Source organism: Brevundimonas sp. S1H14 (genome assembly GCF_047716865.1).
Classification (GTDB): Bacteria; Pseudomonadota; Alphaproteobacteria; order Caulobacterales; family Caulobacteraceae; genus Brevundimonas; species Brevundimonas naejangsanensis.
On the sequence record NZ_CP136679.1, the window covers coordinates 1,618,749 to 1,645,740 of the forward strand.

The 26,992-nt window shown below is 67.3% G+C and carries 23 protein-coding genes; 10 read left to right on the forward strand and 13 right to left on the reverse strand.

Going from position 1 to position 26,992, the window contains the following annotated elements; translation table 11 throughout:
- Complete coding sequence (locus RSD66_RS07945) at window positions 1–492, forward strand: DUF6173 family protein (protein WP_415287202.1); 492 nt, start codon at window positions 1–3, stop codon at window positions 490–492.
- A gap of 48 nt (window positions 493–540) precedes the next feature.
- Here the strand turns inward: RSD66_RS07945 and pip are convergent, their stop codons facing one another.
- On the reverse strand, window positions 541–1,512 hold the full coding sequence (gene pip, locus RSD66_RS07950; RefSeq protein ID WP_415287204.1) for a prolyl aminopeptidase: 972 nt from the start codon (window positions 1,510–1,512) through the stop codon (window positions 541–543).
- A gap of 24 nt (window positions 1,513–1,536) precedes the next feature.
- Entirely contained in the window at window positions 1,537–1,908 is a 372-nt protein-coding gene (locus RSD66_RS07955; RefSeq protein ID WP_415287206.1) for a DUF423 domain-containing protein, read from the reverse strand.
- 47 nt (window positions 1,909–1,955) lie between these two features.
- Here RSD66_RS07955 and RSD66_RS07960 point away from each other — a divergent pair, with 47 nt between their 5' ends.
- Window positions 1,956–3,125 (forward strand): MFS transporter, encoded by a 1,170-nt coding sequence (locus RSD66_RS07960; protein WP_415287207.1) that lies wholly within the window; start codon window positions 1,956–1,958, stop codon window positions 3,123–3,125.
- Here the strand turns inward: RSD66_RS07960 and RSD66_RS07965 are convergent.
- From RSD66_RS07965 to RSD66_RS07975, 3 genes are all read right to left on the reverse strand, one after another.
- The gene (locus RSD66_RS07965; protein WP_346523596.1) at window positions 3,111–3,710 is read right to left on the reverse strand and encodes a hypothetical protein; all 600 of its coding nucleotides are present in this window, start codon (window positions 3,708–3,710) and stop codon (window positions 3,111–3,113) included. The genes RSD66_RS07960 and RSD66_RS07965 overlap by 15 nt on opposite strands.
- Window positions 3,711–3,800: 90 nt before the next feature.
- A complete protein-coding gene (locus tag RSD66_RS07970; protein ID WP_415287209.1) occupies window positions 3,801–6,389 on the reverse strand; it encodes a tipN in 2,589 nt (862 codons plus the stop codon).
- Between the two features lie 145 nt (window positions 6,390–6,534).
- Window positions 6,535–6,726: a hypothetical protein gene (locus RSD66_RS07975; RefSeq protein ID WP_029673146.1), complete on the reverse strand. Its 192-nt coding sequence runs from the start codon at window positions 6,724–6,726 to the stop codon at window positions 6,535–6,537.
- A 153-nt stretch (window positions 6,727–6,879) separates the two neighbouring features.
- Between RSD66_RS07975 and RSD66_RS07980 the strand changes: the two genes are divergently transcribed.
- The gene (locus tag RSD66_RS07980) at window positions 6,880–8,358 is read left to right on the forward strand and encodes a phospholipase D-like domain-containing protein (RefSeq protein ID WP_415287211.1); all 1,479 of its coding nucleotides are present in this window, start codon (window positions 6,880–6,882) and stop codon (window positions 8,356–8,358) included.
- Here the strand turns inward: RSD66_RS07980 and RSD66_RS07985 are convergent.
- The 5 genes from RSD66_RS07985 to folD form a co-directional block, all read right to left on the reverse strand.
- On the reverse strand, window positions 8,343–9,101 hold the full coding sequence (locus RSD66_RS07985) for an endonuclease/exonuclease/phosphatase family protein (RefSeq protein ID WP_415287213.1): 759 nt from the start codon (window positions 9,099–9,101) through the stop codon (window positions 8,343–8,345). The two genes, RSD66_RS07980 and RSD66_RS07985, sit on opposite strands and share 16 nt — an antisense overlap.
- Window positions 9,102–9,171: 70 nt before the next feature.
- Window positions 9,172–9,855, reverse strand: coding sequence for a TPM domain-containing protein (locus RSD66_RS07990; RefSeq protein WP_415287215.1), 684 nt, complete (start codon window positions 9,853–9,855; stop codon window positions 9,172–9,174).
- Entirely contained in the window at window positions 9,855–10,715 is an 861-nt protein-coding gene (locus RSD66_RS07995; RefSeq protein ID WP_415287217.1) for a TPM domain-containing protein, read from the reverse strand. Before RSD66_RS07995 ends, RSD66_RS07990 begins: the two co-directional genes overlap by 1 nt.
- 7 nt (window positions 10,716–10,722) lie before the next feature.
- On the reverse strand, window positions 10,723–11,409 hold the full coding sequence (locus tag RSD66_RS08000; protein ID WP_024352932.1) for a LemA family protein: 687 nt from the start codon (window positions 11,407–11,409) through the stop codon (window positions 10,723–10,725).
- 97 nt (window positions 11,410–11,506) lie between these two features.
- The gene (gene folD / locus RSD66_RS08005; RefSeq protein ID WP_415287219.1) at window positions 11,507–12,430 is read right to left on the reverse strand and encodes a bifunctional methylenetetrahydrofolate dehydrogenase/methenyltetrahydrofolate cyclohydrolase FolD; all 924 of its coding nucleotides are present in this window, start codon (window positions 12,428–12,430) and stop codon (window positions 11,507–11,509) included.
- Window positions 12,431–12,523: 93 nt separating this feature from the next.
- Here folD and RSD66_RS08010 point away from each other — a divergent pair, with 93 nt between their 5' ends.
- Genes RSD66_RS08010 through RSD66_RS08020 form a run of 3 tightly spaced genes read left to right on the forward strand, consistent with a single transcriptional unit; the run spans window position 12,524 to window position 16,199 of the window.
- Window positions 12,524–14,338 (forward strand): PPC domain-containing protein, encoded by a 1,815-nt coding sequence (locus tag RSD66_RS08010; RefSeq protein ID WP_415287221.1) that lies wholly within the window; start codon window positions 12,524–12,526, stop codon window positions 14,336–14,338.
- Between the two features lie 35 nt (window positions 14,339–14,373).
- The gene (gene fni / locus RSD66_RS08015; protein ID WP_199683673.1) at window positions 14,374–15,387 is read left to right on the forward strand and encodes a type 2 isopentenyl-diphosphate Delta-isomerase; all 1,014 of its coding nucleotides are present in this window, start codon (window positions 14,374–14,376) and stop codon (window positions 15,385–15,387) included.
- Between the two features lie 50 nt (window positions 15,388–15,437).
- Window positions 15,438–16,199: a peptidase gene (locus RSD66_RS08020; protein WP_415287223.1), complete on the forward strand. Its 762-nt coding sequence runs from the start codon at window positions 15,438–15,440 to the stop codon at window positions 16,197–16,199.
- A 34-nt stretch (window positions 16,200–16,233) separates the two neighbouring features.
- Here RSD66_RS08020 and RSD66_RS08025 read toward each other — a convergent pair whose 3' ends face one another.
- Genes RSD66_RS08025 through hutU form a run of 3 tightly spaced genes read right to left on the reverse strand, consistent with a single transcriptional unit; the run spans window position 16,234 to window position 20,004 of the window.
- Window positions 16,234–16,734 (reverse strand): hypothetical protein, encoded by a 501-nt coding sequence (locus tag RSD66_RS08025; protein ID WP_415287225.1) that lies wholly within the window; start codon window positions 16,732–16,734, stop codon window positions 16,234–16,236.
- A gap of 56 nt (window positions 16,735–16,790) precedes the next feature.
- On the reverse strand, window positions 16,791–18,323 hold the full coding sequence (gene hutH, locus RSD66_RS08030) for a histidine ammonia-lyase (protein ID WP_415287227.1): 1,533 nt from the start codon (window positions 18,321–18,323) through the stop codon (window positions 16,791–16,793).
- Window positions 18,324–18,327: 4 nt separating this feature from the next.
- Window positions 18,328–20,004 (reverse strand): urocanate hydratase, encoded by a 1,677-nt coding sequence (hutU, locus tag RSD66_RS08035; protein WP_415287228.1) that lies wholly within the window; start codon window positions 20,002–20,004, stop codon window positions 18,328–18,330.
- An 86-nt stretch (window positions 20,005–20,090) separates the two neighbouring features.
- On the opposite strand from hutU, the gene RSD66_RS08040 reads away from it, so the two are divergent.
- The 4 genes from RSD66_RS08040 to RSD66_RS08055 all read left to right on the forward strand — a co-directional run bounded on the left by RSD66_RS08040 (window position 20,091) and on the right by RSD66_RS08055 (window position 26,923).
- Entirely contained in the window at window positions 20,091–20,792 is a 702-nt protein-coding gene (locus RSD66_RS08040; protein WP_415289576.1) for a UTRA domain-containing protein, read from the forward strand.
- A gap of 20 nt (window positions 20,793–20,812) precedes the next feature.
- Window positions 20,813–21,715, forward strand: a complete 903-nt coding sequence (locus RSD66_RS08045; protein ID WP_415287230.1) for an agmatinase family protein — start codon at window positions 20,813–20,815, stop codon at window positions 21,713–21,715.
- 445 nt (window positions 21,716–22,160) lie between these two features.
- Window positions 22,161–23,378, forward strand: a complete 1,218-nt coding sequence (hutI, locus tag RSD66_RS08050; RefSeq protein ID WP_415289577.1) for an imidazolonepropionase — start codon at window positions 22,161–22,163, stop codon at window positions 23,376–23,378.
- Between the two features lie 167 nt (window positions 23,379–23,545).
- Window positions 23,546–26,923, forward strand: coding sequence for a class I SAM-dependent DNA methyltransferase (locus RSD66_RS08055; protein WP_415287232.1), 3,378 nt, complete (start codon window positions 23,546–23,548; stop codon window positions 26,921–26,923).
- Window positions 26,924–26,992: the final 69 nt, after the last annotated feature.

The following is a 26,992-nucleotide window of genomic DNA, read 5'->3' on the forward strand; positions in this document are numbered from 1 at the left end:
ATGATTGAAGAAACGCCCGAAATCCAAGCCGCCGTCGAAGCGCCCAAGGCCGACCCCGCCATGTTTTCGGACTGCGGCGATACGCCTTGTCCGCAGCCCGTGCTGGCCGACCCCCAGAATGAGGCGGCGGCTCTCGCCGAGGGCGTTCGGATGCGGGACAATCCGGCGGAATGGGCCTTTGTCCGCCTGTCCAAGCTGATCGAGGAATTCGAGGCCAATCTCGATAAGGACGAGGAGATCGGCGCGCGCGTCGTCGGCCTGCCGGGCGACGGCACGATGCAAATCGTGGACGTCGGCTTCTGGGGACCGGATCTGATCATGTTCTTCGGCCGTAACGCGGACGGCAAGCCTGTGCGCCTGATCCAGCACTACAGCCAGATCAATGTGGTGCTGAGCGCGGTGAAGAAGCCGGAAGAGCGCGAGGCGCGCCGCATCGGCTTCCAGCTCAACGAAATGGTTCAGAAGACCAGTCCGAAACCGGCGGGGGCCTAAGGTTAAGCGTCATCCCGGAAACGTCGGCCGCTGGGCCGGGATGACGGATTATAAGGCCGCCGCCCAGTCGGTGGCGCGGATCAGGCTGTCGATGATGCCCGGCTCGGTCGAGGCGTGGCCGGCGTCGCCGATGATGTCCAGCTTGGCCTCGGGCCAGGCGCGGTGCAGGGACCAGGCGCCCGAGATCGGCGTCACTACGTCAAAGCGCCCCTGCGCGATCCAGCAAGGGATGTGGCGGATGGTCCCGATGTTTTCGAGGATCCAGTTCTCGCTATCCATGAAGCCGCCATTGGTGAAATACCAGTTCTCGATCCGGGCGAAGGCCACGGCGAACTCGGGATCGGCGAACTTGTCCGGCTTGCCTGACGGCCCCTGGATGCTGACGGTCTCGCCTTCCCAGGTGGCCCAGGCGACGGCGCAGCGGTTGCGTTCCTCGATGTCGTCGCCGGTCAGGCGTTTGTAATAGGCGGCCATCAGGTCGCCGCGCTCGGCCTGCGGGATCGGGGCCAGGAAGCGCTCCCAGGCGTCCGGGAAGATCATCGAGGCGCCGTCCTGATAGAACCAGTGCAGTTCTTTCTTGGTGAGAAGGAAGATGCCGCGCAGCACCAGCGCCAGGCAGCGATCCGGGTGTTTGATGGCGTAGGTCATCGACAGGGTCGAACCCCACGACCCGCCGAACACGACCCATTTGTCGATGCCCAACTTCTCGCGCAGGCGCTCGATGTCGGCGACGAGGTCCCAGGTGGTGTTGTTTTCCAGCGAGGCGTTGGGCCGCGACAGGCCGCAGCCGCGCTGATCGAACATGACGATGCGGTATTTGGCCGGGTCGAAATAGCGGCGCATCCCCGGATTGACCGCCCCGCCGGGGCCGCCGTGCAGGACGATGACGGGCACGCCATGCGGATTGCCGCTTTCCTCGTAATAGATCTCGTGGACGCTGTCGGTCGGCATCCAGCCTGAGGCGTAGGCTTCGATCTCGGGATAGAGGTCACGGCGGGGCGTTTCGTTCACGGCAAACATGCTGGGACCCTGTTCTGCTTGAGATTAGGCGTTGTTGGGCGCGGACTTGAGGGCGGCGGCGACGACCAGGCACCAGGCCGCGATCATCATGACCCCGCCGATCGGGGCGACGGCCCCCATCACAGGCAGGCTGAGCAGGCCGATCATGGCCAGGGCCAGACAGAAGATCAGCCCCCCGGCGGCAGCCAGCCATCCGGCGAGGCGCGCCAGACGCCCGCCGCCGTTCCATAGAGCCAGCGCTACGGCTAAGGCCGCATGGACCATCTGATACTGGCCGCCCGTGGTCAGCAGGGTTTTGACAGCGGGCGCTGCGCCGTGGGCCGCGAAGGCCCCCAGCGCTACAGCCATGGCGCCGTTGAGCCCGGCGAAGACAAGAAGCTTGCGGTTGGACGTCATGGCTTATGTCTAGACCACAAATCGGGGGAAGTCTGCTATGGCGCGCCATGACGTCCGCCCCGCGCATGGCCCTGCAATACATCCTTCTGTTCGGCGCCAGCGGCGTGACTCTGCCGTTCGCGGGGCTGTGGTTCCGCGCTCAGGGACTGAGCGGAGCGCAGATCGGCGTCCTTTTGGCCATCCCCATGCTGGCGCGGGCGCTGACCGGGCCGCTGATCGCTGTCTGGGCCGACGGTTTCAGGCGCCGACGCACGCCGATCGCCCTGCTGGGGCTGGCGATGGCGGTCGGTTATGGCGGGGCGGGACTGGTGCACGGGATCGTCCTGTGGGCGGTCTTCTGGCTGATTGGAGCGACGGCGGCGGCCGCCTTGATCCCGCTCAGCGACGTGTTGACCCTCAAGGTCGCGGCGCGAGAGGGCTTTCCCTTCTCCCTGCCGCGCGGGTGTGGTTCGGCGGCTTTCGTCGTCGCCAATGTCGTGATGGGCTGGCTGCTGACGCGGATGTCGGCGGACGTCGTGATCATCTGGGCGGTGGCGGCGTCCTTGCTGATCGCCGTGACGGCGTGGCGCATCCTGCCGGACGAGCGGGTAGGCGACGACGGGCCGCTGTCGGGGTTCGAGCGGTTTCGCGGATTGGGGCGTCTGGCGGCGGACCCGGTGTTCATGACCGCCATCTTCGCCGTGGGCGCGGTGCAGGCGGCGCACGCCTTCTACTACGGCTTCTCCGCCATCCTGTGGCGGGCGCAGGGCGTGGCCGAGAGCATGACGGGCCTGCTGTGGGCCTTTTCCGTCCTGGTCGAGATCGGCTTCATGTGGGTGGTCGAGCCGTGGCGCCGCAGGCGGGGGATCGGGCCCTGGTTCATTCTGGCGCTGGGCGCGGGCGCGGCGGTGCTGCGCTGGACCGTCATGGCTTTTGCGCCGCCGCTGTGGCTGCTGTGGCCGTTGCAGACGCTGCACGCCCTGACGTTCGCGGCCACCTATCTGGCGGGCGTGCAGATCGTCGAGCGCCTGTGTCCGCCGGATAGCCATACGGCGGCGCAGACTTTGAGCTCGGCCCTTTCCGCCGGGGTGCTGATCGGCCTGGCGACCCTGGCCAGCGGGCCGCTGTACGACGCTTTTGGTTCGCGCGCCTATCTCGGCATGGCTGGACTGGCGCTGGTCGGCGGCGTGACGGGACTGCTGTTGGCGCGACGGTTGGGCGGCTCAGGCCGCGCTTGAGCGGGGCAGGGGCGTCAAATGACGCGCCATCGCCGAGGCGACGGCCTTGATGGCGGTGCGCATGGCCTCTTCGGTCGCGCCGTCGGGCGCGCGCAGCAGGCCGATGGAGGGTGAGTTCAGGCTGTCGGGCAGGTCGGCGAGGGCGCGGTATAGGATGTAGCTTCCCGCATCTTCCTCTGCGTCGGACGCGGCGATGGCCGGCAGGCCCGCAGCGGTCAGATCGCGCAGCATCTCGGCGATTGGGGCGGTGACGCGCGCAACGCCGGGGCCGGTCTCATCCAGTCGGCCGGCGCTGTCCAGACGCCGGTTTTCGGCCCGCATCTGAAGACGGAAGGGGCCGGGATGGCTGGTGCGGCCGATCAGCAGCAGGGCGGCGCAGTCCTGATCCTTCAGCGCGGCGATCAGGCGGTCGGCGAGAGCCGGGGCGTCGGTATCGCCTGGGATCGGCTGGGTGCGGGCGCCCGGCGGGCTCCAGGGCTCGCCGGACAGGTCTTCCACCAGATCCCAGGTCGGGTAATCCGGATTCCACACGCAGATGGCGAGGGCGGGGCGTCGATCAGGACGGGTGCGGGAATCCGTGTCCACCAAGGGGCGTGGCTCCTGTACGTCGGGATGGCGCTAGGCTCAGTGAGCGTGCCGGTAAAATCGTCGTGAGGTCAAGCCTGAGCCGATGCTTCAGCCCAGGTCGCCGACGGCGGCGTCCAGCAGCATGAAGGCGCGGCCTTCGTCCGTGGCCAGCCGCGCCTGAATGTCATGGGCGTCGCCGCGCTCGGCCTGAAGCCTCAGGCCGTGGGCGAAGGCGCGCACATAGGCCTCGGCGTCGGCGCGCAGGGCGTCGTCGCTCAGCACGCGGCGCGAGACGCTGCGGACGGCGGCGGGCGCCACCCTGCGGACGATCTGGCGGGCGCGCGACGGGTCATGGGCGGCGAAGGCCTGGGCCGTTTCCTCGATGCGTGGGCGCGGCAGCAGGGCGTTGGGGTCCACGCCCATGCGCCGAATGGCGTCGGTGATGCGCGAGGCCAGGGCGTCGATCTCTTCGGGCGAGCCGATTGGCGCCGCCGGGGCGTGCGATGCGGCGTCGGTCTGAGGACCGCCGTTGGGAGCGGACAGATCGTTCCAGTCCAGATCGGCGGCGGGCGCCTCGTGTCTGTGGGGCGGCGCGGGCGGCGTCGTATCACGCGGCGGCGGCGCCGGTCGGGCCTGCGGCGCGGCCGGGATCGCTTCAATGTCTCCCTCCGGCGCGTTCTGAGGGCGCAGCCGTCCGCGCAGGCTGTCATGCGGCCGTTCAGCGGGGCGCTCGGTCGGGGCGGGCTGGTTCAAGGGACGACGACGGCCGCCTTCGCCGGACACGGCGCCCATCAGGCGCACGGCCTCGGTCAGCATGTCGTAGTTGCGACGGACGCGCTCCTGGAAACCGCTTTCCAGGGCTTCGGTGTCCTCGGCCGCCTTACGGGAGGCGGCGCCCAGGGCGGTCAGGCCGTTTTCGACGGCGGCGCGGACCGAGTCCACACGGTTCTGGGCTTCCTGGGGCAGGCGGCTGGCGCGTTCGTCCATCTCGGACACGGCCTGTTCGACCTGGGTCAGGGCCTCGGTGACGCGGGTCAGGGTGGCATGAAGACTGTCGATCAGGCGCTCGCCCGTCTGGTCCACCATTTCAGCCGTCTGGCCGATGATGCGACGGGCGCCCTCGATGCGGGCCTCGGCGGCGGCGTCGGCCTGCTGGGCGGCGTCGAACAGGGATTCGCCCAGGCGGTCGGCGCGAATCTGCGCCTGCTCGATGGCCGTGTCGGCCGCCTGACGCTGGGCGTCGGCCGTGGCCTGCAGCGCCGCCAACGAACGGCGCGTCTCTTCGACCAGCAGGTCGCGGGATTCGGCGGACAGCGCCTCGAACCGGTCCAGCGCCAGCTTGGTGGCGTGGTCGAAGCCGTCGGCTTCACGTTGAGACAACTGCACCAGGGCCTGGAACTGATCGACCACGGCCTCGACCTGGGCCTTGATGGCGTTGGCCGCCTCTTCGCCCTTCAGATTCAGGTCGTCGGCGGCGGTGCGGGTCTGGGACAGGTGATCCAGAAGCTGGGCGCGCTGGCTCTCCACCTGGGCCGAGAAGTCTTCCTGATCGGTGCGCAGGGCATAGGCGGCGGTGACCAGGGCGGCGCGCTGTTGGCCCAGACCTTCCTCGACCGATTGAATCTGTTCAGCGACGCCGGAGCCGGCGGTTTCGAGACGCAGGGTCTGGCGGGCCAGGTCGTCGGCGGCGGCGCGGGCGGCGTCCTGCGCTTCATTGGCGGCGGCGGCCAGGTCGGCGGCGCGGGCGGCCAGGGCGGCTTCGGCCTCGCGCAACTGCGTTTGAGCCAGGTCGGAGGCGTCGGCCACCATGCGCGACTGGCGCTCGACCGTTTCGACCACGTTGGAGGCCTGGGTTTCCAGACGGCCGCTGAGGCCGTGCATCTGCTCCCGCTCGGCCGACATCTTTTCGGTCAGTTGGCGGGCCGTGCCGCCGGCGCGTTCGGCCGCCTCGTTCAGCAGGGCGGTTTCCTTGGCCAGGGCTTCGCGAAGTTGGGCCATGTCGTTACGCGCGCGTTCGGCGGCCTGTGCGGCCAGGTCGATATCGCCGCGCAGACTGGTCAGCACCTGACCGGCTTCGTTGGCGGCCAGGGCGGTCGGGCCGACCAGGGCGTTCGCCATTTCGCGGGCGCGGCGGGTCTCTTGCGCCAGACCGGCGCCCTGACGCACGGCGTGGGCCAGCAGGATCGACAGGCCGACCGGCGCCAGAAGGATCAGGCCGTAGACCGCCAGCCGCAGCGGATCCAGCTCCATCATCCCGGAGCCCAGCTCATAGGCGAACCAGGACGCCAGCCCGCCGATCCACAGGGCCGACGCCAGACCGGCGATCAGATAGGCGTGGTTGGCGCCGCCCTTGGCCGACTTGGCGCGAGGGGAGGGGGGAACGGTAAGGGGCGTTGATTCGACGGTGGCGGGCGGCGTGTCGGCCGACTCGCCCAGAATGGCCAGGGTGCGGGCTGCTTTTTCCGCCTCAGCCGCGCGCTGTTCGGCGATCGCCTGCTGTTCGGCCAGGCGGCGGCGCTGACGTTCGGACATCGGCCGTTCTGGGGCGGGGGCGGATTCAGGCAGCGGCGGATGCTCAGGCATCGGCTCGGGCGTGGCCGCATCAGCCTGGGCGTCGGACGCGATCACGGGGGCCTCGTCCTCAAGGGCGGGCTCGGAGTCGGTCAGGTTGAGCGGCGGCCGAGGGCGGGATTTCATGGGCGTCGATCTCGATTACTGGTCGCCTGGAGACGCGGGCGAGGTCGTGTGCGGAGCGACCCTAACGACTGTAACGAGAAGCGAAAAGGCTGGAGGGCGTATTATCCGGCCTGAAGCGGCGGCTTCACTAAGCCTAAGCTGTGGATCAGCAGGAGGTCGGGGCGTTGACCTGAATGTGGGTGGACGGGGCGTCGCCGCACTTCTTTTCGACTCGGTGGATCTCGCCATCCGACTTCTTCGTCGGGCTGAGATCGACGCCGAACTGCGACAGCGCGACTGCGGCGAGCAGTGCGATGAGGCCGATCACCATTTCGATCAGAGCTTGCATGGCGCGCATAATGACAGATCACGGTTCCGGCGACAATGCGGCGAAGTGAAGGAGCGTCGCCATTGACCGTGCTGATGCGAAAATGGAACGATCTGCAACCGCTCGACCTCTGCTGTAGAGGCCGCGCATCAAGCCGTCACGCGAATCGGCCATCGGAGGGTCATGGGGCCAGATCGTTCTTATGAAGCCAGTCTGATCGAGCCGGGTCCGGGCGTGTGGCGGTCTGCGCCCGCGCATCGTTTCGCGCCGCTGATGGAGAACAAAGCCTATTTCGACGCCCTGTCCTCGGCGCTGCACAAGGCGAAACGGTCGATCCTGATTCTGGGCTGGCAGTTCGATCCCCGCACGCGGCTCGATCCGGAGGGGCCGCTGACCGACCGCCGGGCCGAGATCGGTCATCAGTTGAAGGCTCTGGTGCGGCACAAGCCGGACCTGGACGTGCGCCTGCTGATCTGGCGCTCGCCCCTGCTGATCGCGGCGTCGCAGGGCTTCTATCCGCACAAGGCCCAGAGGTGGTTCCGCCGCCGGATCGTGGAGTTCCGGCTGGACGGGCCGGGTATTCTGGGCGCCTGCCATCATCAGAAGGTGGTGGTGATCGACAATCAGATCGCCTTCTGCGGCGGCGGCGACATCTCGACCGATCGCTGGGACACCGAGGAGCATTTCTCGGGCGATCCGCGCCGGTGCGAGCCGACCGGCGTCATTCCGGCGCCGCGGCATGAGGTGATGTGCGTGCTGGACGGACCGGCGGCGCAGAACCTGGGCGACCTGGCGCGCGAACGCTGGCGGCGGGCGACGGGCGAGGTGCTGGAAGCTTCGACGCCGCGCGACGGCGACGCCTGGCCCGATGGCGTCGAGCCGACGCTGCATGATGTTCCGGTCGCTATATCCCGCACGGAACCGCAGGTCCGGGGCCGACCTGAGGTGCGCGAGAATGAGGCCCTGCATCTGGAGGCCATCCGGCAGGCGCGGTCGCTGATCTATATGGAGAACCAGTATTTCACCTCGCCCCTGCTGGCGGCGGCGCTGGCCGAACGTCTGGCCGAGCCGGACGGGCCGGAGGTGGTGCTGGTCTCGACCGGGCGCAGCCCCAGCTGGTTCGACGGTCTGACGATGGATACGGCGCGGGCCGAGGTGCTGTATCGGCTGGAGCAGGCGGACCGCCATGACCGCTTCACCGCCTTCTATCCGGTGACGGACGAGGGCGAGCGGATCATTGTTCACGCCAAGATGACCATCATCGACGACAAGCTGCTGCGGATCGGCTCCAGCAATCTGAACAATCGCTCGATGGGGCTGGACACGGAATGCGACGTGGCCGTCGAGGCGCAGACGGATCAGCAGCGCGATGTGATCCGGCGCTTTCGTCGCCACTCGCTGGGCCATTTCATCGGCGTCTCGGGCGAGGCCTTCGCCGAGGCGGAAACCTTGCTGGGTTCGGTGGCGCAGGCGATCCAGACCTTTGGTCAGGCGCGGATGAAGCCGCTGGGCGCCGCAGAGCCGACGCGGGTCGAGCGGATGTTCGCCGAGTGGCAGTTCGGCGATCCGGTGTCGGCGACCGACGCCTGGCGGCCGTGGAAGCGGCTGAACCGCTCGCACCGCACCCGGCCCAGGTCCGAGGGCGGTCAGGCGCCGGGTTGATCCTTGGGCTGACCTTCGATCTCGAAGTCGATGATCAGGGGCAGATGGTCCGACGCGGCGCGCGCCAGAGGCGAGGACGGGGTGCGGGCGCCTGTCACGCGGATCTCGCGGCTGACGAAGCAGTGGTCGATGCGGATGGCCGGGAAGCTGGACGGAAAGGTCTTGATCGAGGGCTTGAGCCCTAAGCGTCGCTGGGCGTCGTCCAGCCGCCGCGTCAGGGCCTGATAGGGGCGGGTGATGGAGGTGGCGTTGAAGTCGCCGGTCAGAATGGTCGGTCCCTGACACATAGGATCGCCCAGCCATTCCTCGCCGATCAATGCGGCGACCTGTAGCCGTTGTTCGCGCGGGATCAGGCCCAGGTGGGTGTTCATGATGTTGACCACCGCCCCGTCGAAATCGACCGCAGACCACAAGGCGCCGCGCGGCTCCAGCCCCTTGATGCCGGGCAGGGTGGGCAGGGCGGCGGCGCGCACCAGCCGCTCGGGACGGTGGGTCAGGATGGCGTCGCCGTAGAGCTCGGCCTCGACCTTCATGGCGGGATGGAATTGCACGCTCATGGCCAGGTGTTGAGCGATGGCGCTGGCCTGATCGACATGCCCGGTGCGGGCGCGGCCGACATCCAGTTCCTGCAGGCAGACCACGTCAGGCTCATGCTCGGCGATGACATCGGCGATGCGGTTCACGTCCAGCTTCCGGTCGACGCCGACGCAGCGATGGACGTTGTAGGTCAGAAGTCTCGGCATGAATTCCTTGCCCGCGATCGCAGCGACTGTCGCGGCTCAATGCGGCGGTCGCGAGGCCCTGATAGCCAGACTAGATGACAACCAGTCTGTCGGGGATCTCGTTTTGATCAGCGGGCTTGGGCGGAAAGCGTTCCGCCAGCACCCCGCCGCACAGGTTGATGGCCTGTTCGAACCCCTCGACCGGGCGGTCATGACGCAGGGCTTTGGTCAAGGCGGCGACGGCGTCGGCCCAGACCTCGGGGCTGACGCAGGAATGGATGCCTTCGTCGGCCACCACCTCGACCTGATGATCAGCCAGGGCGGCGAAGATCAGGACGCCGGTGCGCGCCTCGGTGACGTGCAGGCCGTGGGCCAGGAATTGCTGCATGGCGGCGCGGCGGACGCGGGTGCGGCGCAGGGCGGCGGGCGTCAGCAGCCTGCGCACGGCCGGGATCAGCGACAGCAGGAAGACGGCGAGGAAGACGCCCGCCTGCACCAGCCCATAGGCCGCCAGGGCGCGCCCGATCTCGACTGAAGCGGCGGGCGCATGGGCGATCTCCCAGCCGCCGCCGAAAGCCAGCCAGTCGCCGCTGAAGCCGAACGGGAGCAACCCCAGCGGCAGCAGCAGGGCCGCAGCGGCCGCCCAGCCCAGGCTGACGTCGCGATAGGAGGACACCTGCCGCGCCACGACACAGAAGATTTCGCCCGACGTGTGCGCTTCGGCCTGAGCGATGGCCCTGGCGACGCGCGCGTGGTCGTCTGTCGTGAACTGCATCACCATCCCCCCGAGGCGCCGCCGCCGCCGAAGCCGCCGCCTCCACCGCCAAATCCGCCGCCGCCGCCGCCGAAACCGCCGCCGCCCCAGCCGCCGCCGCGCCCGCCGCGATTGCGGTCTTTCAAGGCTTCGCTGGCGGCCCAGATCAGGATTGGGGACAGGCCGTCGCCGCGTCCGCCGCGCCGTTTGCGACCGCCCGCAGCTGCGCCGACCATGCTGAAGAAGATAAAGGCGAAAACCAGCAGGATGATGATCGCCGGCAGCACCGGCTTGGTCGCCTCTGTCGCCGCGCTCTTGGCTGCTTCCGCCCGCGCCTGGGCCTCGGCCGGATCGGCGGTCAGTTGCGCGATGATGGAGTCGGTCCCGGCGATGATGCCTGCCGCATAATCGCCCTGACGAAAGGCCGGCAGGATGTCGTTGCGGATGATGAGCGAGGAATAGGCGTCGGTCAGCACGCCCTCCAGCCCATAGCCGACTTCGATCCGCACCTTGCGCTCGTTCGGCGCGACGATCAGCAGGGCGCCGCCGTCATTCTCCTTCTGGCCGATGCCCCAGTGACGGCCGAGCTGGTAGCCGAAGTCCTCGATCTCCTGATCCTGAAGCGAGAGCAGGGTGACGACGACCAACTGGTCGCCGGTCTGCTGTTCCAGCGTCGCCAGCTTGCCGGTCAGGGCCTGTTCCTGTTCTGGCGTCAGCAGCTGGGCGTCATCGACCACGCGGCCGGTCAGCGCCGGAAAACGGATTTCGGCGGCCAGGCTGGCGCCGGGCAGGGCGGTCAGCCACAGGGTGAGGGCCAGAATCAGCGCGGGGAGGAGGCCCCACGCCGCGCCTTCCCTCAGGGCGAGGGCGGAAGGGTTCATTTCAGGCTTACTGCGCCGCCGGGGCGGGCGGCGTCGAACCGGGCGCGGCGCCGGGCGTCGTCGCAGGCGCGCCGCCGCCGGGCTGGACGCCCAGGTCGAAGTTCACGTTGGGCGCCGACTGGGCCTCGGCCGTGGCGGTGAACAGCTGCATTGGCTTGGAGCCGCCGTGCAGGGTCTTGGCCCAGATCACGCTCGGGAAGGTGCGCAGGGTGGTGTTGTAGTCGCGCACGGCCTCATTGTAGTCGCGGCGCGCCACGGAGATGCGGTTCTCGGTGCCTTCCAGCTGCGATTGCAGGGTCAGGAAGTTCTGGTTGGCCTGAAGCTGGGGATAGGCCTCGACCGTCACCAGCAGCCGCGACAGGGCGCTGGAAAGCTCGCCCTGCGCCTGTTGATACTGCTGGAAGGCGGCGGCGTTATCGAGGTTGGAGGCGTCGATGTTGACGCTGGTGGCCTTGGCGCGGGCCTCGATCACCTGGGTCAGGGTGGTGCGTTCCTGAATGGCCGCGCCCTGAACGGTGGCGACCAGATTGGGCACCAGATCGGCGCGGCGCTGATACTGGCTCTGAACGTCGGCCCAGGCGGCTTCGGCGCGCTCCTGCTTGGTCGGAATGGTGTTGTAGCCGCAGGCGCTCACGGCCGGAGCCAGGACGACGACGGCGGCGACGGCCGCGATGCGAGGCGAAAATCCAGCCATGAAGAAGCTCCTGCGGGGCGGTCCTCATGACCGCTGATCGCTAAAGACTATCGGGGCCGAAAGGCTCCGCTTCAAGGCTGGATTTTTGACGCAGGCCTCAGCCGTTCAGGTCTTCCGGCTCGACGCCCGCCGCGCGGCAGGCGGCGGTGTAGGTGTTGGCCAGCAGGCAGGCGATGGTCATGGGGCCGACGCCGCCGGGGACGGGGGTGATGCGGCTCGCGACTTCAATCGCCTCGTTGAAGTCCACGTCGCCGACCACGCGGGTCTTGCCCTCGGCGGCCTTGACCGGATCGCGCGAGGGGACGCGGTTGATGCCCACGTCGATGACGGTCGCGCCCGGCTTGATCCAGTCGCCCTTGATCATTTCGGGGCGGCCGACGGCGGCCACCAGAACGTCGGCGGTGCGGCACAGGGCGGGCAGGTCGCGGGTGCGCGAGTGAGCGATGGTGACAGTGCAGCTTTCGCCCAGCAGCAGTTGCGCCATCGGCTTGCCGACGATGTTGGAGCGGCCGACGATGACGGCGTTCAGGCCCGACAGGTCGCCCAACTGGTCCTTCAGCAGCATCAGGCTGCCCAGCGGGGTGCAGGGGATCATGCCGGGCAGGCCGACGGCCAGACGTCCGGCGTTGACGACGTGGAAGCCGTCCACGTCCTTGTCCGGCGAGATGGCGTCCAGAACGGCGGACGAATCGATATGTTTGGGCAGGGGCAGCTGCACGAGGATGCCGTGGATGCCCGCATCGGCGTTCAGCGACGCGATCAGAGCCAGCAGTTCGTCCTGGGTCGTTTCGACCGGCAGGCGGTGGGTGTCGGACCGCATCCCGGCCTTCAGCGTCGTCTCGCCCTTGTTGCGGACATAAAGCTGGCTAGCGGGGTCTTCGCCGACGATGACGACGGCCAGACCGGGCTTGACGCCGTGGGCGGATTCCAGCCGGGCGGCGGCCGCTGCGACGCGCTCCACCAGGGTCTGTGAGAAGGCCTTGCCGTCGATCAGAGAGGCGCGGGCGGGTTCGACAGCCATATTTGGCTCCATCTGCCGGGAACTGGAAAGCGTGGCCGCGATTTACAGGCGCTGCGGTTCGGCGTCTATGATGACGCCAGCAAAGAGGTTTTTATGCGTTATTCCCTGTTCGCTGCGGCCAGCGCCGTCGCCCTCCTGTCCACCGGCGCGGCCTGGGCCCAGACGGCGGCTGACGCCCGACTGGGAGACGACATCCGGGGGCGGCTGGAAGAGGGCGACGCCCGCACGCGGGGCGGGGACGCCTATCGCTATGACGACTATCGGCTGAACCTGCGCGCTGGCCAGCGGCTGGAAGCCGAGATGACGGCGGATGATTTCGACGCCTATCTGGAAGTCTACGCCGAAGGCTCGATGCGACAGTCGCTGGCCAGCGACGACGACAGCGCGGGCAGCTTGAATGCGCGCCTGCGTTTCACTGCGCCGGAATCCGGGGTCTATATCGTGCGTGCGCGTACCTTCTCGGGGATGGAGACCGGCGATTATCGGCTGTCGCTGAAGGAGCGCGCCGCGCCGCGCTTGCCGCGTCCCGGCCGCGTCGCCATCGGTCGTGACGCCTCTGGCCGCCTGGGGGCCAACAGCGCCGAGGATGATGACGGCAATCGCTATGACGCCTACGCCTTCCGGGCTTCGGCGGGCGAGCGGGTGAGGATCGATCTGGAATCGGACGACTTCGACGCCTTTCTGCGCGTTGGCCGCATCGTCAACGGCGCCTTCGTGCAGATGGCCGAGAATGACGACGGCGGGTCCAGCCTGAACGCGCGACTGGTGTTCACGGCGCCTCAGGACGGAGAGTATCTGGTCCGCGCCACCTCCTATGACGGCTCGGCGCAGGGGACGTATCGACTGGCGCTGGAGCAGGGACCGCCCGCGCCGATCGCCACGCCGGTCTCGGTCGGCGATGAAGCGCGTGGGCGCCTGACGCCGGATAGCGCCAGCAGCGATTCCGGCGCTCCGGCGGATCTGTACCGCTTCAGCGGCCGGGCCGGACAGCGTTTGGCCATCACCATGAAGGCCGATGGGTTCGACACCTTCCTTGAACTGTTCGACGCCAATCACAACAGTCTGGCCAGCGACGACGACAGCGCCGGGGACCTGAACTCGCGGCTGACGCACATCCTGACTGAGGACGGCGACTATCTGATCGAGGCGCGCGCCTTCTCCAGCGGCGAGGGGCCCTATACGCTCAAGATCGAAGAGATCGCGCCGCCCCCGCCGCCGTCCGCCATCGCCTTCGGCCAGACCGTCGAGGGCGAGTTGGCGACCAGCGACGCCACCGATGATGACGGACGCCTGTATGACGCCTTCGTTTTCAGCGGGACCGAGGGCCAGCGCATTCAGGCCGTTATGCGGTCCGGCGACTTCGACGCCTATCTGCAACTGGGTCAGGACGAAGACGATTTCAGCGAGATCGCCAGCGACGACGACGGTCTGGGTCAGGGGACGGATGCGCGCCTGATCTTCACCCTGCCTGAGACCGGAGACTATGTGCTGCGCGCGCGTTCCTGGTCGCGCGACGCCAAGGGGCTGTATTCGCTGGAACTGACGGATCTGGGGGGAGAGCCTTCGCCGGGCAGCCTGCTGATCGGATCGACCGTGCGCGGCCGCCTGACCGAACGGGCCAGCATCACCGACGAAGGCGTCTTCTATGACGCCTATCACTTCAAGGCCAAGGCCGACGAAAAGCTGCGCTTCACCCTGATCGCCAGCAGTTTCGACGCGGTCGTCGAGGTCGGCGAGGAGAAGGACGGCGACTACTTCGAGCTGGACACGGATGACGACAGCCTGTCCGACACCCACGCTCGCCTGAGCTGGACCGCCCCGCGCGACGGGACCTATGTGCTGCGCGCCCGCAGCTTCAGCGCCAACTCGACCGGCGACTATGTGCTAATCACGGAGCGGCAGCCCTGAACGACGCCAGCGACACCGCCCCCTCGGCCCTGATCATGGGTCGTAAGGATCAGCATCTGGACGTGGTGCTGGCGGGCGGAGGACGTCATGCTGTCTCGGCGGGGTTCGACGACTGGCGCTTCGTGCACGAAGCCCTGCCGGACGTGGACCATGCCCGGATCGACCTGGGCGTCGACTTTCTGGGACGGCGGCTGAAGGCGCCCCTGCTGATCAGCGCCATGACCGGCGGGCCTGCCAGGGCCGAGGCGATCAACGCCCGCCTGGCCGAAGCGGCCCAGCATCTGGGCATCGCCCTGGCCGTCGGTTCGCAACGGGCGGCGCTGGAAGGCGGGGCGGCGGGCGGGCTGGACTTCGCGCTCAGGCTCAAGGCGCCGGACACGCCGATCCTGGCCAATATCGGCGCGGCTCAGCTGACGCGCGGCTTTGGTCGGGACGAGGCGCGCCGGGCGCTGGACATGATCGGCGCCGACGCCCTGGTCGTTCACCTGAACCCCCTTCAGGAGGCTTGCCAGCCTGAGGGAGATCGCGACTGGTGGGGCGTGGGCGCGGCGCTTCAGGCCCTGATCCGCGATCTGGACGCGCCGGTCATCGTCAAGGAGACAGGGGCGGGGATTTCCGCCGTCACGGCCCAGCGTCTGATGGCGATGGGGGCGGCGGGCGTGGATGTGGCCGGCGCCGGGGGCGCCAACTGGGGCCTGATCGAAGGCGAACGGGCGACCGATCCCGCAGACAAGGCCCATGCCCTGGCCTTCGCCGGCTGGGGCATACCGACGGCCCGCGCCCTGGCCGAGGCGCGCAACGCCCTGCCGGACGCCCTGCTGATCGGGTCGGGCGGCGTCCGGGACGGGGTGGATGCGGCCAAGGCGATCCGGCTGGGCGCTGACATGGTGGGCATGGCCTCGGGCGTGATTCAGGCCGCTACCGTCTCGACCGAGGCCGTCATTGAACAGTTTCAACTGGTCATAAGGCAGCTGCGTACCGTGTGTTTCTGCGTAAACGCTTCAAATTTAGCGGCGTTGAAACGAGTTCCGTTGCTTCCTGTCACATAAGCGGGGCATTTCCGCCCCTAGATTTTTGCGTCGCACCCAAGGAGATTCCCATGCGCGCTGTGTTGATGACGTCGGTTCTGGCGTCCTCGCTGATTCTGGCCGGCGCTGCGGCTGCCCAGAGCTCCATCCGGCCGGGGCAGACCGTCAACGGCAACTTCAGCGCCAAGGACGCGCGCATGGACGACGGTTCGCACTATCGTTGCTACGTCGTCCAGACCGAGGCCGGTCAGGCCTATACGGTGACCATGCGGTCGTCGGATTTCGACACCTATCTGATGGCCGGCGCCGGGACGGACTGCGACGAGACCTCGGTGACGAACGACGACGGGCCGGACATGGGCACCGACTCGCAGCTACGCTTCATCTCGAACGGCGGGAACTGGATCATCCGCGCCAATACGCTGAGCGAAGGCGAGACCGGGTCGTTCCGCCTGACCGTTTCGGAAGGCCAGCGCCTGCGGCCGACCACCCAGATCGTGCCGATCTCGGTCGGTGAAAGTCGTCAGGGCCGTCTGGAGTTCAGCGACCGCCAGGCCGACGACGGCTCCTTCTACGACTGCTATGCCCTGAACATCGGCAACCGAGGCAATGTGTCGATCCGGATGGATTCGGCGCAGTTCGACGCCTACCTCTCGCTGCACGAAGGGCCGCAGTGCGATGGCGAGAGCCTGGCCGCCGACGACGACAGCGGCGGCGGGACCAGCGCCATGATCACCGAGACCCTTCGTCCCGGCTCCTATTCTTTCCGCGCCAACAGCCTCAGTTCGGCGCAGGAAGGCGACTACACGGTTTCCGTCACCACCATGCGGTGATGCGCAAAAGGCCCCGGCGAAACCGGGGCCTTTTTTAATAGAACATCTCTTCGGCCGCCGGCCTGTTGTGGCGCTGGGGCCGCTCCTGCAGCGCCGACTGACGCGCGGCGCGTTCGGCGGCGTAGTCCGGCTGAGGCGCATCGAAACCGAAGCCGTAGTCGTCGCGTTCCAGCTCCGGCGCCGGTCGGGACGAGCGAGGCGGGCCGGGATCGGACGGCGTGTCGTAATAGGGCGGCTGCGACGGCTCCGGCGTCAGTTCCAGCCACGCGCTTTCGCCATAGGGTTCGTCGTCGCGGGGAGGGGGGGCGACGCGCTCCGCATCGTGCTCATAGCCGTCGCGCAGCTCGCCCACGGTCATGATGGAGCCGGGCGGCAGATCCGGTTCGACCGGTGGTACGACCTCGACGGTCACGCCGTACCCAGGGGCCCGCCCGCCGTGCGCGGCCGAGGTGGAGTTCCAGACGGCCCAGCCCGCCGCCCCCAGTCCGGTCAGAACCAGGGCGGCGGAGGCCAGAATGACGGCGCTTCTGCTCATGATCGGCGGCATCCTGCGTTCGTTTTGATTACGAAAGCGCTCAACCGCCGTGCAGTTCAAGCCGAAGGCAGCAGATCGCCGGCGAAGGCGCGATAGCGGCCAGCACGGACGCCCTCGGTCGCACGGGCGATATCCGGCGCGAAGTAGCGGTCTTCCGTATAGGCCTCGCAGGCCTCGCGCACGATGGCGTAGGTCTGCTCCAGTTCCGGCGAGGAGGTCAGCGGACGGCGGAACTCAATGCCTTGCGCCGCGGCCAGCAGTTCGATGCCCACGACGGTCGCCGTATTGGCGGCCATGTCCAGCAGGCGGCGGGCGCCGTGGGTGGCCATCGACACGTGGTCTTCCTGATTGGCGCTGGTCGGCACGGTGTCGATGACGCAGGGGTGGGCGACCATGCGGTTCTCGGCCACCAGGGCCGCCGCCGTCACCTGGGCGATCATGAAGCCCGAGTTCACGCCGCTGTCCTTGACCAGGAAGGCGGGCAGGTCGGTCATCTTGGGATCGACGAGGATCGAAGTGCGGCGTTCGGAGATATTGCCGATCTCGCACAGGACCATGGCGATCTGATCTGCTGCATAAGCAACGGGTTCAGCGTGGAAGTTGCCGCCCGAGATGACATCGCCGTCCTCGATGAAGACCAGCGGATTGTCGGTCACGGCGTTGGCTTCGCGCTCAAGCATGGCGGCGGCGTTGCGCAGCACGTCCAGCGTCGCGCCCATCACCTGCGGCTGACAGCGCAGGGAGTAGGGGTCCTGCACCTTGGTGCAGTCGTGACGATGGCTGTCGCGGATGGCGCTGCCGCTCAGCAGTTCGCGCAGACGACGGGCCACGTCGATCTGACCCGGCTGGCCGCGCAGGGCGTGGATGCGGTGGTCGAACGGCGCATCCGAACCCAGAAGCGCATCGACCGACAGGCCGCCGGCGGCGATGGCGGCGGCGAACACGTCTTCGGCCGCGAAAAGGCCATTCAGGGCCAGGGCCGTCGAACACTGGGTGCCGTTCAGCAGGGCCAGACCTTCCTTGGGGCCCAGTACGACCGGCTTCAGTCCAGCCTTGGCCAGAGCAGAAACAGCGTCCAGCACCTGACCCCGATAGCGGGCCTCGCTGACGCCGATCAGGACGCACGACATATGGGCCAGCGGCGCCAGATCGCCCGAGGCGCCGACCGAACCCTTGGATGGGATCAGCGGCAGGACCTCGGCGTTGACTATGCCGATCAGGGTCTCCAGCGTGTGACGACGTACGCCCGAGGCGCCCTTCGACAGGCTGGCGATCTTCAGCACCATCAGCAGGCGGGTGGTGTCTTCGCTCAGCGGCTCGCCGACGCCGCAGGCGTGGCTGAGCACCAGGTTCTTCTGAAGGGTTTCAAGGTCTTCCGCCGCAATGCTGGTGTTGGCCAGCAGGCCGAAGCCGGTGTTGATGCCATAGACAGTGCGGCCTTCGTCCAGGATGGCGGCGACGGTCGCCGCGCCCTTTTCGACATTGGCCCAGGCGGCGTCGGTCAGGCTGACCGTGACCGGACCGTTCAGGACCGAGCGAAGCTGGGCGAGGGTGAGCGGCGCGGCGCCGATTTCAATGGTGGTGGTCATAAGCTTACAGGTCCAGCGAGGGCAGGTTCAGGCCGTGTTCGCGCGCGGCGTCCTTGGCGATGTCGTATCCGGCGTCGGCGTGGCGCATGACGCCGGTGGCCGGGTCGTTCCACAGCACGCGTTCCAGACGTCTGGCGGCTTCTTCGGTGCCGTCGGCGACGATGACCACGCCTGAGTGCTGGCTATAGCCCATGCCGACCCCGCCGCCGTGATGCAGCGACACCCACGACGCGCCCGACGCCGTGTTCAGCAGGGCGTTCAGCAGAGGCCAGTCGGACACGGCGTCCGAGCCGTCCATCATGGCTTCGGTCTCGCGGTTCGGGCTGGCGACGGAGCCGCTGTCCAGGTGATCGCGGCCGATGACGATGGGGGCGCTCAGTTCGCCCGAAGCGACCATCTCGTTGAACATCAGGCCCGCGCGGTGACGGTCGCCCAGACCGATCCAGCAGATGCGCGCCGGCAGGCCCTGGAAGGCGATGCGCTCCCCCGCCATGTCCAGCCAGCGGTGCAGGCCCGCGTTGTCGGGGAACAGCTTCTTCATCGCCTCATCCGTCTTGCGGATGTCCTCGGGATCACCCGACAGAGCGGCCCAGCGGAACGGCCCGATGCCGCGGCAGAACAGCGGGCGGATATAGGCGGGCACGAAGCCGGGGAAGTCGAAGGCGTTCTCGACGCCTTCGTCAAAGGCGACCTGACGGATGTTGTTGCCATAGTCGGTCGTGGGGACGCCCATCTTCTGGAAGTCCAGCATGGCCTTGACGTGTGTGGCCATCGACGCGCGCGCAGCGGTCTCGACGGCGGCCGGGTCGCTGACGCGCTTTTCCTCCCACTCGGCGACGGTCCAGCCCGAGGGCAGGTAACCGTTGACCGGGTCGTGGGCGCTGGTCTGATCCGTCACCAGATCGGGGCGAACGCCGCGCTTGACCATTTCAGGTAGAAGATCAGCCGCATTGCCCAACAGGCCGATCGACAAGGGATTCTTGTCCCTGAACGACTGCTCCAGCAGAGCCAGCGCCTCGTCCAGCGTCTCGGCCATGACGTCGACATAGCGGGTGCGCAGGCGGAACTCGATGCGGCTGCGCTGGCACTCGATGGTGATGCAGGAGGCCCCGGCCATGGTCGCGGCCAGCGGCTGGGCGCCGCCCATGCCGCCCAGACCTGCCGTCAGAATCCACTTGCCCGACCAGTCGCCGCCATAGTGCTGGCGACCCGCTTCCATGAAGGTTTCATAGGTGCCCTGAACGATGCCCTGGGTGCCGATGTAGATCCACGATCCGGCGGTCATCTGGCCGTACATGGCCAGCCCCTTCTTATCGAGCTCGTTGAAATGGTCCCAGGTCGCCCATTTGGGCACCAGGTTGGAGTTCGCGATCAGCACGCGCGGGGCATCGACATGAGTGCGGAACACGCCGACCGGCTTGCCCGACTGGACCATCAGCGTCTCGTCGGCTTCCAGTTTCTTGAGTTGGTCGACGATGGTGTCGAACGCCTGCCAGTTGCGCGCCGCCTTGCCGATGCCGCCATAGACGACCAGATCCTCGGGGCGCTCGGCCACATCGGGGTCGAGATTGTTCATCAGCATCCGCATGGCGGCCTCGGCGGCCCAGGTTTTTGCGGTCTTTTCCGGCCCGCGCGGGCTGCGGATCACTCTGGTATTCTGGCGAGTGTTGGGCGTGGACATCGAATCCTCCATGCGGCTTCGGCCGTCGAATGTTGGGCTCAGTGTTATGTCTAGACATTAATGCGCGCAAGGGGCAGTTTCGCATGATGGATCAGGAGCCGCTTCATCGTCGCATCGCGAGCGACATCGAGCGCCGCATCGCCTCGGGCGAGTGGCGGCCGGGCTTCCGCATTCCGACCGAGGCTGAACTGACGACGGAGTACGGTTGCGCCCGCATGACGGTGTCGCGCGCCATGTCCGATCTGGCGTCTCGCGGGCTGGTGGTGCGCCGCCGCCGCGCCGGGACCGTAGTGGCCCATCCGCCGGTGCATTCCTCGGCTCTGGTCGCCATTCCCGACATTCAGTCCGAGGTCGAGGGGCGGGGGCTGGCCTATTCCCACCGCCTGCTGGGCCGGATCGTGCGCCCGGCCGGTGAGGACGAAGAGGGGTTGGGCGAGCGGCTGATCGAACTGCAGACGTTGCACCTGGCGGACGATCTGCCGTTCGTGTTCGAGCGGCGCCTGATCTCCCTGTCGGCGGCGCCGGAGGCGGAGACCGCCGACTTCACAATGCAGCCGCCGGGCGGCTGGCTGTTGGCTCACATGCCCTGGACCGAGGCCGAGCATCGCATCTCGGCGGTCGGCGCCGATCATGAGACGGCGGCGGGTCTGGGGCTGGCCGACGGCGCGCCCTGTCTGCGGCTTGAGCGTCGCACCTGGCGCGACGGTCAGGGCGTGACCTGGGCCTCACAGATTTTCCCCGGCGCGGCCTATGATCTGGTCGCGCGCTTTTCCCCCACTAAAAGTTAATTGGCTAAAGGATGATCCCCATGAGCGAACCGTCTGAAGCCCTGGGGTGGCGATCTGTCGGCGATCTGGTGGGCCATCATCCCGACGCGCGCGTCGCCCTGATCGGTGCGCCGCTGAACGAGCGGTCGCTGACGCCGGGCCGTTGCGATCTGGGACCGAAGGCCCTGCGAGGCGTGCTGCCGCGTTTGTCGACCTATGATGTCGAGACGGGCATGGAACTCGAGATCAAGGTCCACGACGCGGGCGATGTGGCGCTGAAAGCCGTCTCGCCTTTCGACGCCTTCGAGCCGGTGCGCGACGCGGTGGCGGCGCAGGCCCATCGCGACCTCACGATTCTGGTCGGCGGCAACAACGCCATCACCCGGCCGGGCGTTCACGCGCTGGGGCTCGCCAAGGGGCTTTCGAGCGTCGGCGTCCTGACGCTGGACGCCCATTTCGACCTGCGCGACACGGATCAGGGCCTGACCAACGGCAATCCGATCCAGGCTTTGCTGGACGACGGCATGGACGGTCATCGCATCAGCCAGGTCGGCCTCGCCCCCTTCGCCAACACCCGCCGCGCCCACGAAAAGGCGGAAGGCTCAGGCATCAGCGTCCGCACCGCGCGAGAGTGCCGCCAGCGCGGTCTGGCCAATATCGTGGTCGAGGAGTTGGAGCGCCTGTCGTCCCTGTGCGAGGTCATCTACGTCGACTTCGACATCGACGTCATTGACCGCAGCCAGTGGCCCGCCAGCCCCGGCGCGCGGCCGGGCGGAGTGTCGGTGCACGACTTCTTCGACGCCGCCCGCGCCATCGGCGCCTGCTCCAAGGTGCGCGCCGTCGACCTGACCGAATACGACCCCTCGCTGGAAGTCGGCGACCTCGGCTCCCTGACGGCGGGCCGCTGGTTCTGCGAAATCCTGGCTGGAGTGGCCGCGCGATGACAGGACGTTGGGCGGCGACCCTAGTTCTGCTGCTAGGATGTGTAGGCGTTGCTCCCGCTTGGTCCTGCTCGTACTTTGCGCCGACCTACGCCGAGAATCTGGACTTTCAGCAGGGTTTGTTGAGCGCTGCAGACGCCGTTTTCCTAGCTAGAGCCAAACCTGAAACGGAGGCTCGGAGCCAACTCCGCCCTGTGCTTTCCATTCAAGGAAGTACTCCTCCTAGGAAAAGTGTGGCCAATGTCAGTACCAATTGTGGTGAGACGCCTGCTGAGGGTGTTGTGATCGCTTTTGCCCGCCGCATTAGAGTTAGCGATATGCCTTTCGAACCTTGGCGTTGGGGGCGCTGGTACGTGATCAGCCATTTGACCCCTGCCGAGGTCGTTGATCCACAGATGGTTGAAGCTTTGAGACAGGCCGCTGGAAGGCTGGAAACTGACGAATGACACTGACTTACGATCGGCTCATCACGGACTGCCACGTCGCCGCAATGACGGAGGGCGGGGAGCCTTATGGGGCCATCGAGGACGCCGCCATCCTGATCAAGGATGGGCGCATCGTCTGGGTCGGCGCACGCGTGGACCTGCCTGTACACAAGGCTGTGGAAACCGACCGTCTGGGCGGGCGCTGGGTCACGCCTGGGCTGGTCGACTGCCACACCCATCTGGTCTTCGGCGGCGAACGCTCGGGTGAGTTCGAGCAGCGGCTGGAAGGCGCGACCTATGAAGAGATCGCGCGCGCCGGGGGCGGCATCGTCTCGTCTGTGCGGGCCACGCGCGAAGAGAGTGAGGATCAGCTCTACGCCTCGGCCCTGGCGCGGCTGGAGGGGCTGAAGGCCACAGGCGTCACCACCGTTGAGATCAAGTCCGGCTATGGTTTGGATCATGACAGCGAACTGAAGATGCTGCGTGTCGCGCGCCGCATCGGGCGCGAGGCCGGGGTGCGGGTGCGCACCTCCTATCTCGGCCTTCATGCCGTCCCACCGGAGCATAAGGCTGACCGCGCCGCCTATGTGGACAAGGCTGTGGATCAAATCCTGCCTGCCGCCCACGCCGAAGGACTGGTCGACGCGGTGGACGCCTATTGCGAACCCATCGCCTTCTCGGTCGAGGAGGTCAGCCGCCTGTTCGACAAGGCTGAGGAACTGGGCCTGCCGGTCAAGCTGCACGCCGACCAGTTGTCGGACGGCGGCGGGGCGGCGCTGGCCGCGCGCTATCAGGCCCTGTCGGCCGACCATATCGAGCACACGACCGAGGCGGGCGTGAAGGCGATGGCTGAGGCGGGCGTGGTGGCGGTGTTGCTGCCCGGCGCCTTCCTGATGCTGCGCGAGACGCAGGCGCCGCCGATCGCCCTGCTGCGCCAGCATGGCGCGCGCATGGCGGTGGCGACGGACTGCAACCCCGGCACTTCGCCGGTCGCGTCGATGACGGCGGCGATCAACCTGGCCTGCGTCCAGTTCCGCCTGACCCCGGAAGAGGCGCTGGCCGGGGTCACGCGTCATGCGGCCCGCGCGCTAGGGTTGCACGAAGAGATCGGCACGGTCGAGGCGGGCAAGGCCGCCGATCTGGCCGTGTGGGACATCAGCCGCCCGGCCGAACTGGCCTATTGGCTGGGCAAGCCGCTGCTGCACAGCCGCTATCTGGGCGGGGTCTCGTCCAGGGCCTGAGGCCGAAGATGAGTCGGCGCTAACTGCAGCCCAAAGGCCCATCGTCTTTCCAGCTCTTGACCTCCGGCAGCCCGCCGGAACGGCTAAGCACGCCTGCAATGCAAGGTTAAGTTGTTGTCATTAATATATTCGCGTTATGAGAGAGTTTCTCGAGGGAGGGACAATCTATGGACGTCGAGGCTTTCATTGCGCGCTGGAGCGAGGCGACGATTGGCGAAAGGGCGAACGGCCAGAGCTTCATCATCGAACTCTGCGCTGTCCTGGGCGTAGCAGCGCCGGGGCAGCAGGCGGTTGGGGACCGTGATTACTGTTTCGAGCGCGGGGTGAAATTCCACCTCGGGGAGGGGCGGGTCAGCAACAAATCCATCGACTGCTTCAAGCACGGCTCTTTCGTGATGGAGCTCAAGCTGTCGCCCCAACAGGCTGCGGGCGATGATATGGATCTGCGTCATTTGGCGGCCCTGTTGAATGGCCCCGGACGAAAGGCGCCGAAGGGCGGCGTGGAGGCCTTGAATCGCTTGATGGGCAAGGCGCGCGCTCAAGCTGAAAACTATGCGGCGGCCCTGCCGGCATGTCCGCCGTTCTTGATGATGGTCGATGTCGGCGCGGCCATTCACCTGTGGGCTGACTTCGAGCGGGCGGGGAGGGGCTATGCGCCGTTTCCAGATGTGAAGAGCAGCCGCATCGATCTGATGGATTTGCGTGATCCGGCGATCAGGGAACGTCTGCGAAAGGTGTGGGACGCCCCCCGCAGCCTTGACCCGCAACGTCCGGTGAATGCGGCGACGCAGGAGATTTCGGGCGTGTTGGGGCGCCTGGTGCGTTCGATGCGGGCTCGGGCGCTGCATAATCCATCGCAGGCGTTTCAGCCGATCACGGATCGTCGCATCTTCATGTTCGTGATGCAGTGCATCCTGGCGATGTACGCCGACAGCGTCGGTCTGATCCGTCACAAGGGCTTTCTGACGCTGCTGGAAAGCTATCGCGGCCATGCAGCCCGCTTTCACCTGAGCGCGGCGACCGTATTCCGCAGTCTGGCGCGCGGAGGTCACTGCGCCGCCTTGCGTCAGGACGTGCCCGCGTTCGGCAGCGGTCTGTTTCGCGAAGAGGTGGCGCTGCCGCTCAGCGAGGCTGATCTGGAGGTATTGATACGCGCCGCCGGCTGCGACTGGTCCGCCGTCGAGCCCGCTGTCTTCGGAAGCTTTCTGGAGCGTGCTCTGGAACCCGGCGATCGTAACGAACTCGGCGCGCATTACACGCCGAGAGCCTATGTGCAGCGCCTGGTGGATGCGACGATCATAGACCCGCTGCGCGCGGAGTGGGAGGCGGTGCGAGCCTGTGCTTTCAGCGATTACGCCCGGGGCGAAGCCGTGGCTGCACGAGCGGCGGTCCGGCGGTTCCAACGACGCCTATGCACGATCCGGGTGCTGGACCCCGCCTGCGGAACGGGCAACTTCCTCTATGTCGCCATGACCATGATGAAGGACTTAGAGAGGGACGTCCTCAGCGCCTTGCAGCAACTGGGAGGCGAGGTGACCGACGCGGCTGTGCGCCGCAAGATCAACCCGACCCAGTTCTGGGGCATTGAGAAATCCGACCACGCCGCCTCGATCGCTGAGGTCGTCATGTGGATCGGGTACCTGCAATGGCGCATCCGCAACGGAGAGGCGCCGTCCCAACTGGCCGCTACCGGTCAACTGGCTCCGAGACGGGGGCGCGACCGCATCATCCGGGCCGACGCCCTGCTCGTGTCGGCGGGTGAAGATCTGCATCGCGATGCGCGCGGCCGCCCGATCAGTCTGTGGCGGTTCAACCGGGAAACGGAGGTCGTGCACTATCGCCGGCCCCAGCCGACCCAATGGCCGGTCGCTCATTTCATCATCGGCAACCCGCCCTTCATCGCGGGCAAGAACCTTCGGCGCGAGCTGGGCGACGGCTATGTCGACGCCCTGTGGCATGTGCGGCAGGGGCGGTTCCGCTCGGCCGATCTGGTCATGGCGTGGTGGGATCGCGCCGCTGAAATCCTGACGGCGCCCAAGAGCCAGCTAAGGCGGTTCGGCTTCATCACCACCAATTCCATCACCCAGAACTTCTCGCGCCGCGTGCTGGAGCATCACCTGAACGGAGAGCCGCCCATGCGGCTGACCTTCGCCATTCCTGACCATCCCTGGAGCAAGGGCGAGGAACGTGGCGCCGAGGTGCGTATCGCCATGACTGTGGCCGAGCGCGGCGCCCCGAACGGCCAGGGACGCCTGCTTACGATCCGAGAGGAGCGTCCGGATGCAGGCGGCGAGATCGTCCTTCAGTTCGATGAAAAGCGGGGCGATATCGGCGCCGATCTGACCATAGGCGGCGGGGTGTCCTCCGCGCAGCCGTTGAGGGCGAACGCACTCCTGTGTTCGCCGGGCGTGAAGCTGCACGGGGCGGGCTTTATCGTTTCGGAGAGCGAGGCCGACGAACTGGCGCGCGATGGCGTGGATGCGCCGCCGATCCGGGCCTATCGGAACGGGCGCGATCTGGCGGCCCGCCCTCGCGGCGTGAAGGTGATCGACCTGTACGGCCTGGAGGAGGACGATGTCCGGCGCTTTTGGCCACGGGTCTTTCGGCGCCTGACGGACACGGTGAAGGTTGAGCGTGACCGGAACAGTCGGGCCGCCTATCGCGACAAATGGTGGGTGTTCGGCGAACCGCGAGGCGCCTTCCGCGACGCCTTGCGCGGGCTGCCCCGCTACATCGCCACGGTCGAGAAATCCAAGCACCGCTGGTTCCGCTTTCTGGATGCGGATGTTCTGCCTGACAACACGGTGGTGGCGGTCGCGTCGGATGATCCACGCGTTCTGGGCGTGCTGTCGTCCCGTGCGCATGGGCTGTGGGCGTTGGCGCAGGGCGGGCGCCTCGAGGACCGGCCCGTCTATAACAAGACCGCCTGTTTCGACACCTTCCCGTTCCCGTGTCTTGATGGGATGGCGGGCCTGGAGATCGGCGTGGCCGCCGAAGCCATCGAGGCCAAGCGTCAGGAGTTGATGGCTTTGGACGACGCCCTGACGATGACGGTGCTTTATAATGAGCGATGCTCGGGTCGGTTTGATAAACTGGATCGTCTGCACCGGGAGCTGGATGCGGCGGTTCATCGAGCCTATGGCTGGCCCTCGGGTATGACGGATGAGGCTATTCTGGCGGCCCTGCTGGCGTTGAACCAGGAGCGTGCGGATCAGGAGGCGAGAGGCGATGTCCGTTTCCTGCGACCCGCTTATCAGCAGGACCGGGTGAAACCGGTGGGCCCGCGTCGGGCGGTCGAGACATTGCGCCCGCAGGTCAGGGATATCCGTCCCCTGCCGGAGGCTCCGGAAGATCTGGCCGCAGAAGTCCTGGATGTTTTTCGGCTCGAGATGGGGCCGCTGTCGCTTGATGAACTGTCGGGCCGTTTCGCGGGGCCAAATGGCCGCCGCAAGATGGATCGCTTTGAGCAGATGCTGGCGATCCTGGCCGTGGCCGGGTCGCTTCTTAGGACGGACGAAGGCTGGTTCTCGCAGCGACGTCACTGATTTGACCTAGCCGTGGGCTGCGGCGATCATTAAGTCACTTAAGGGCGGTTCCGGCGGGACCGCCCTTTG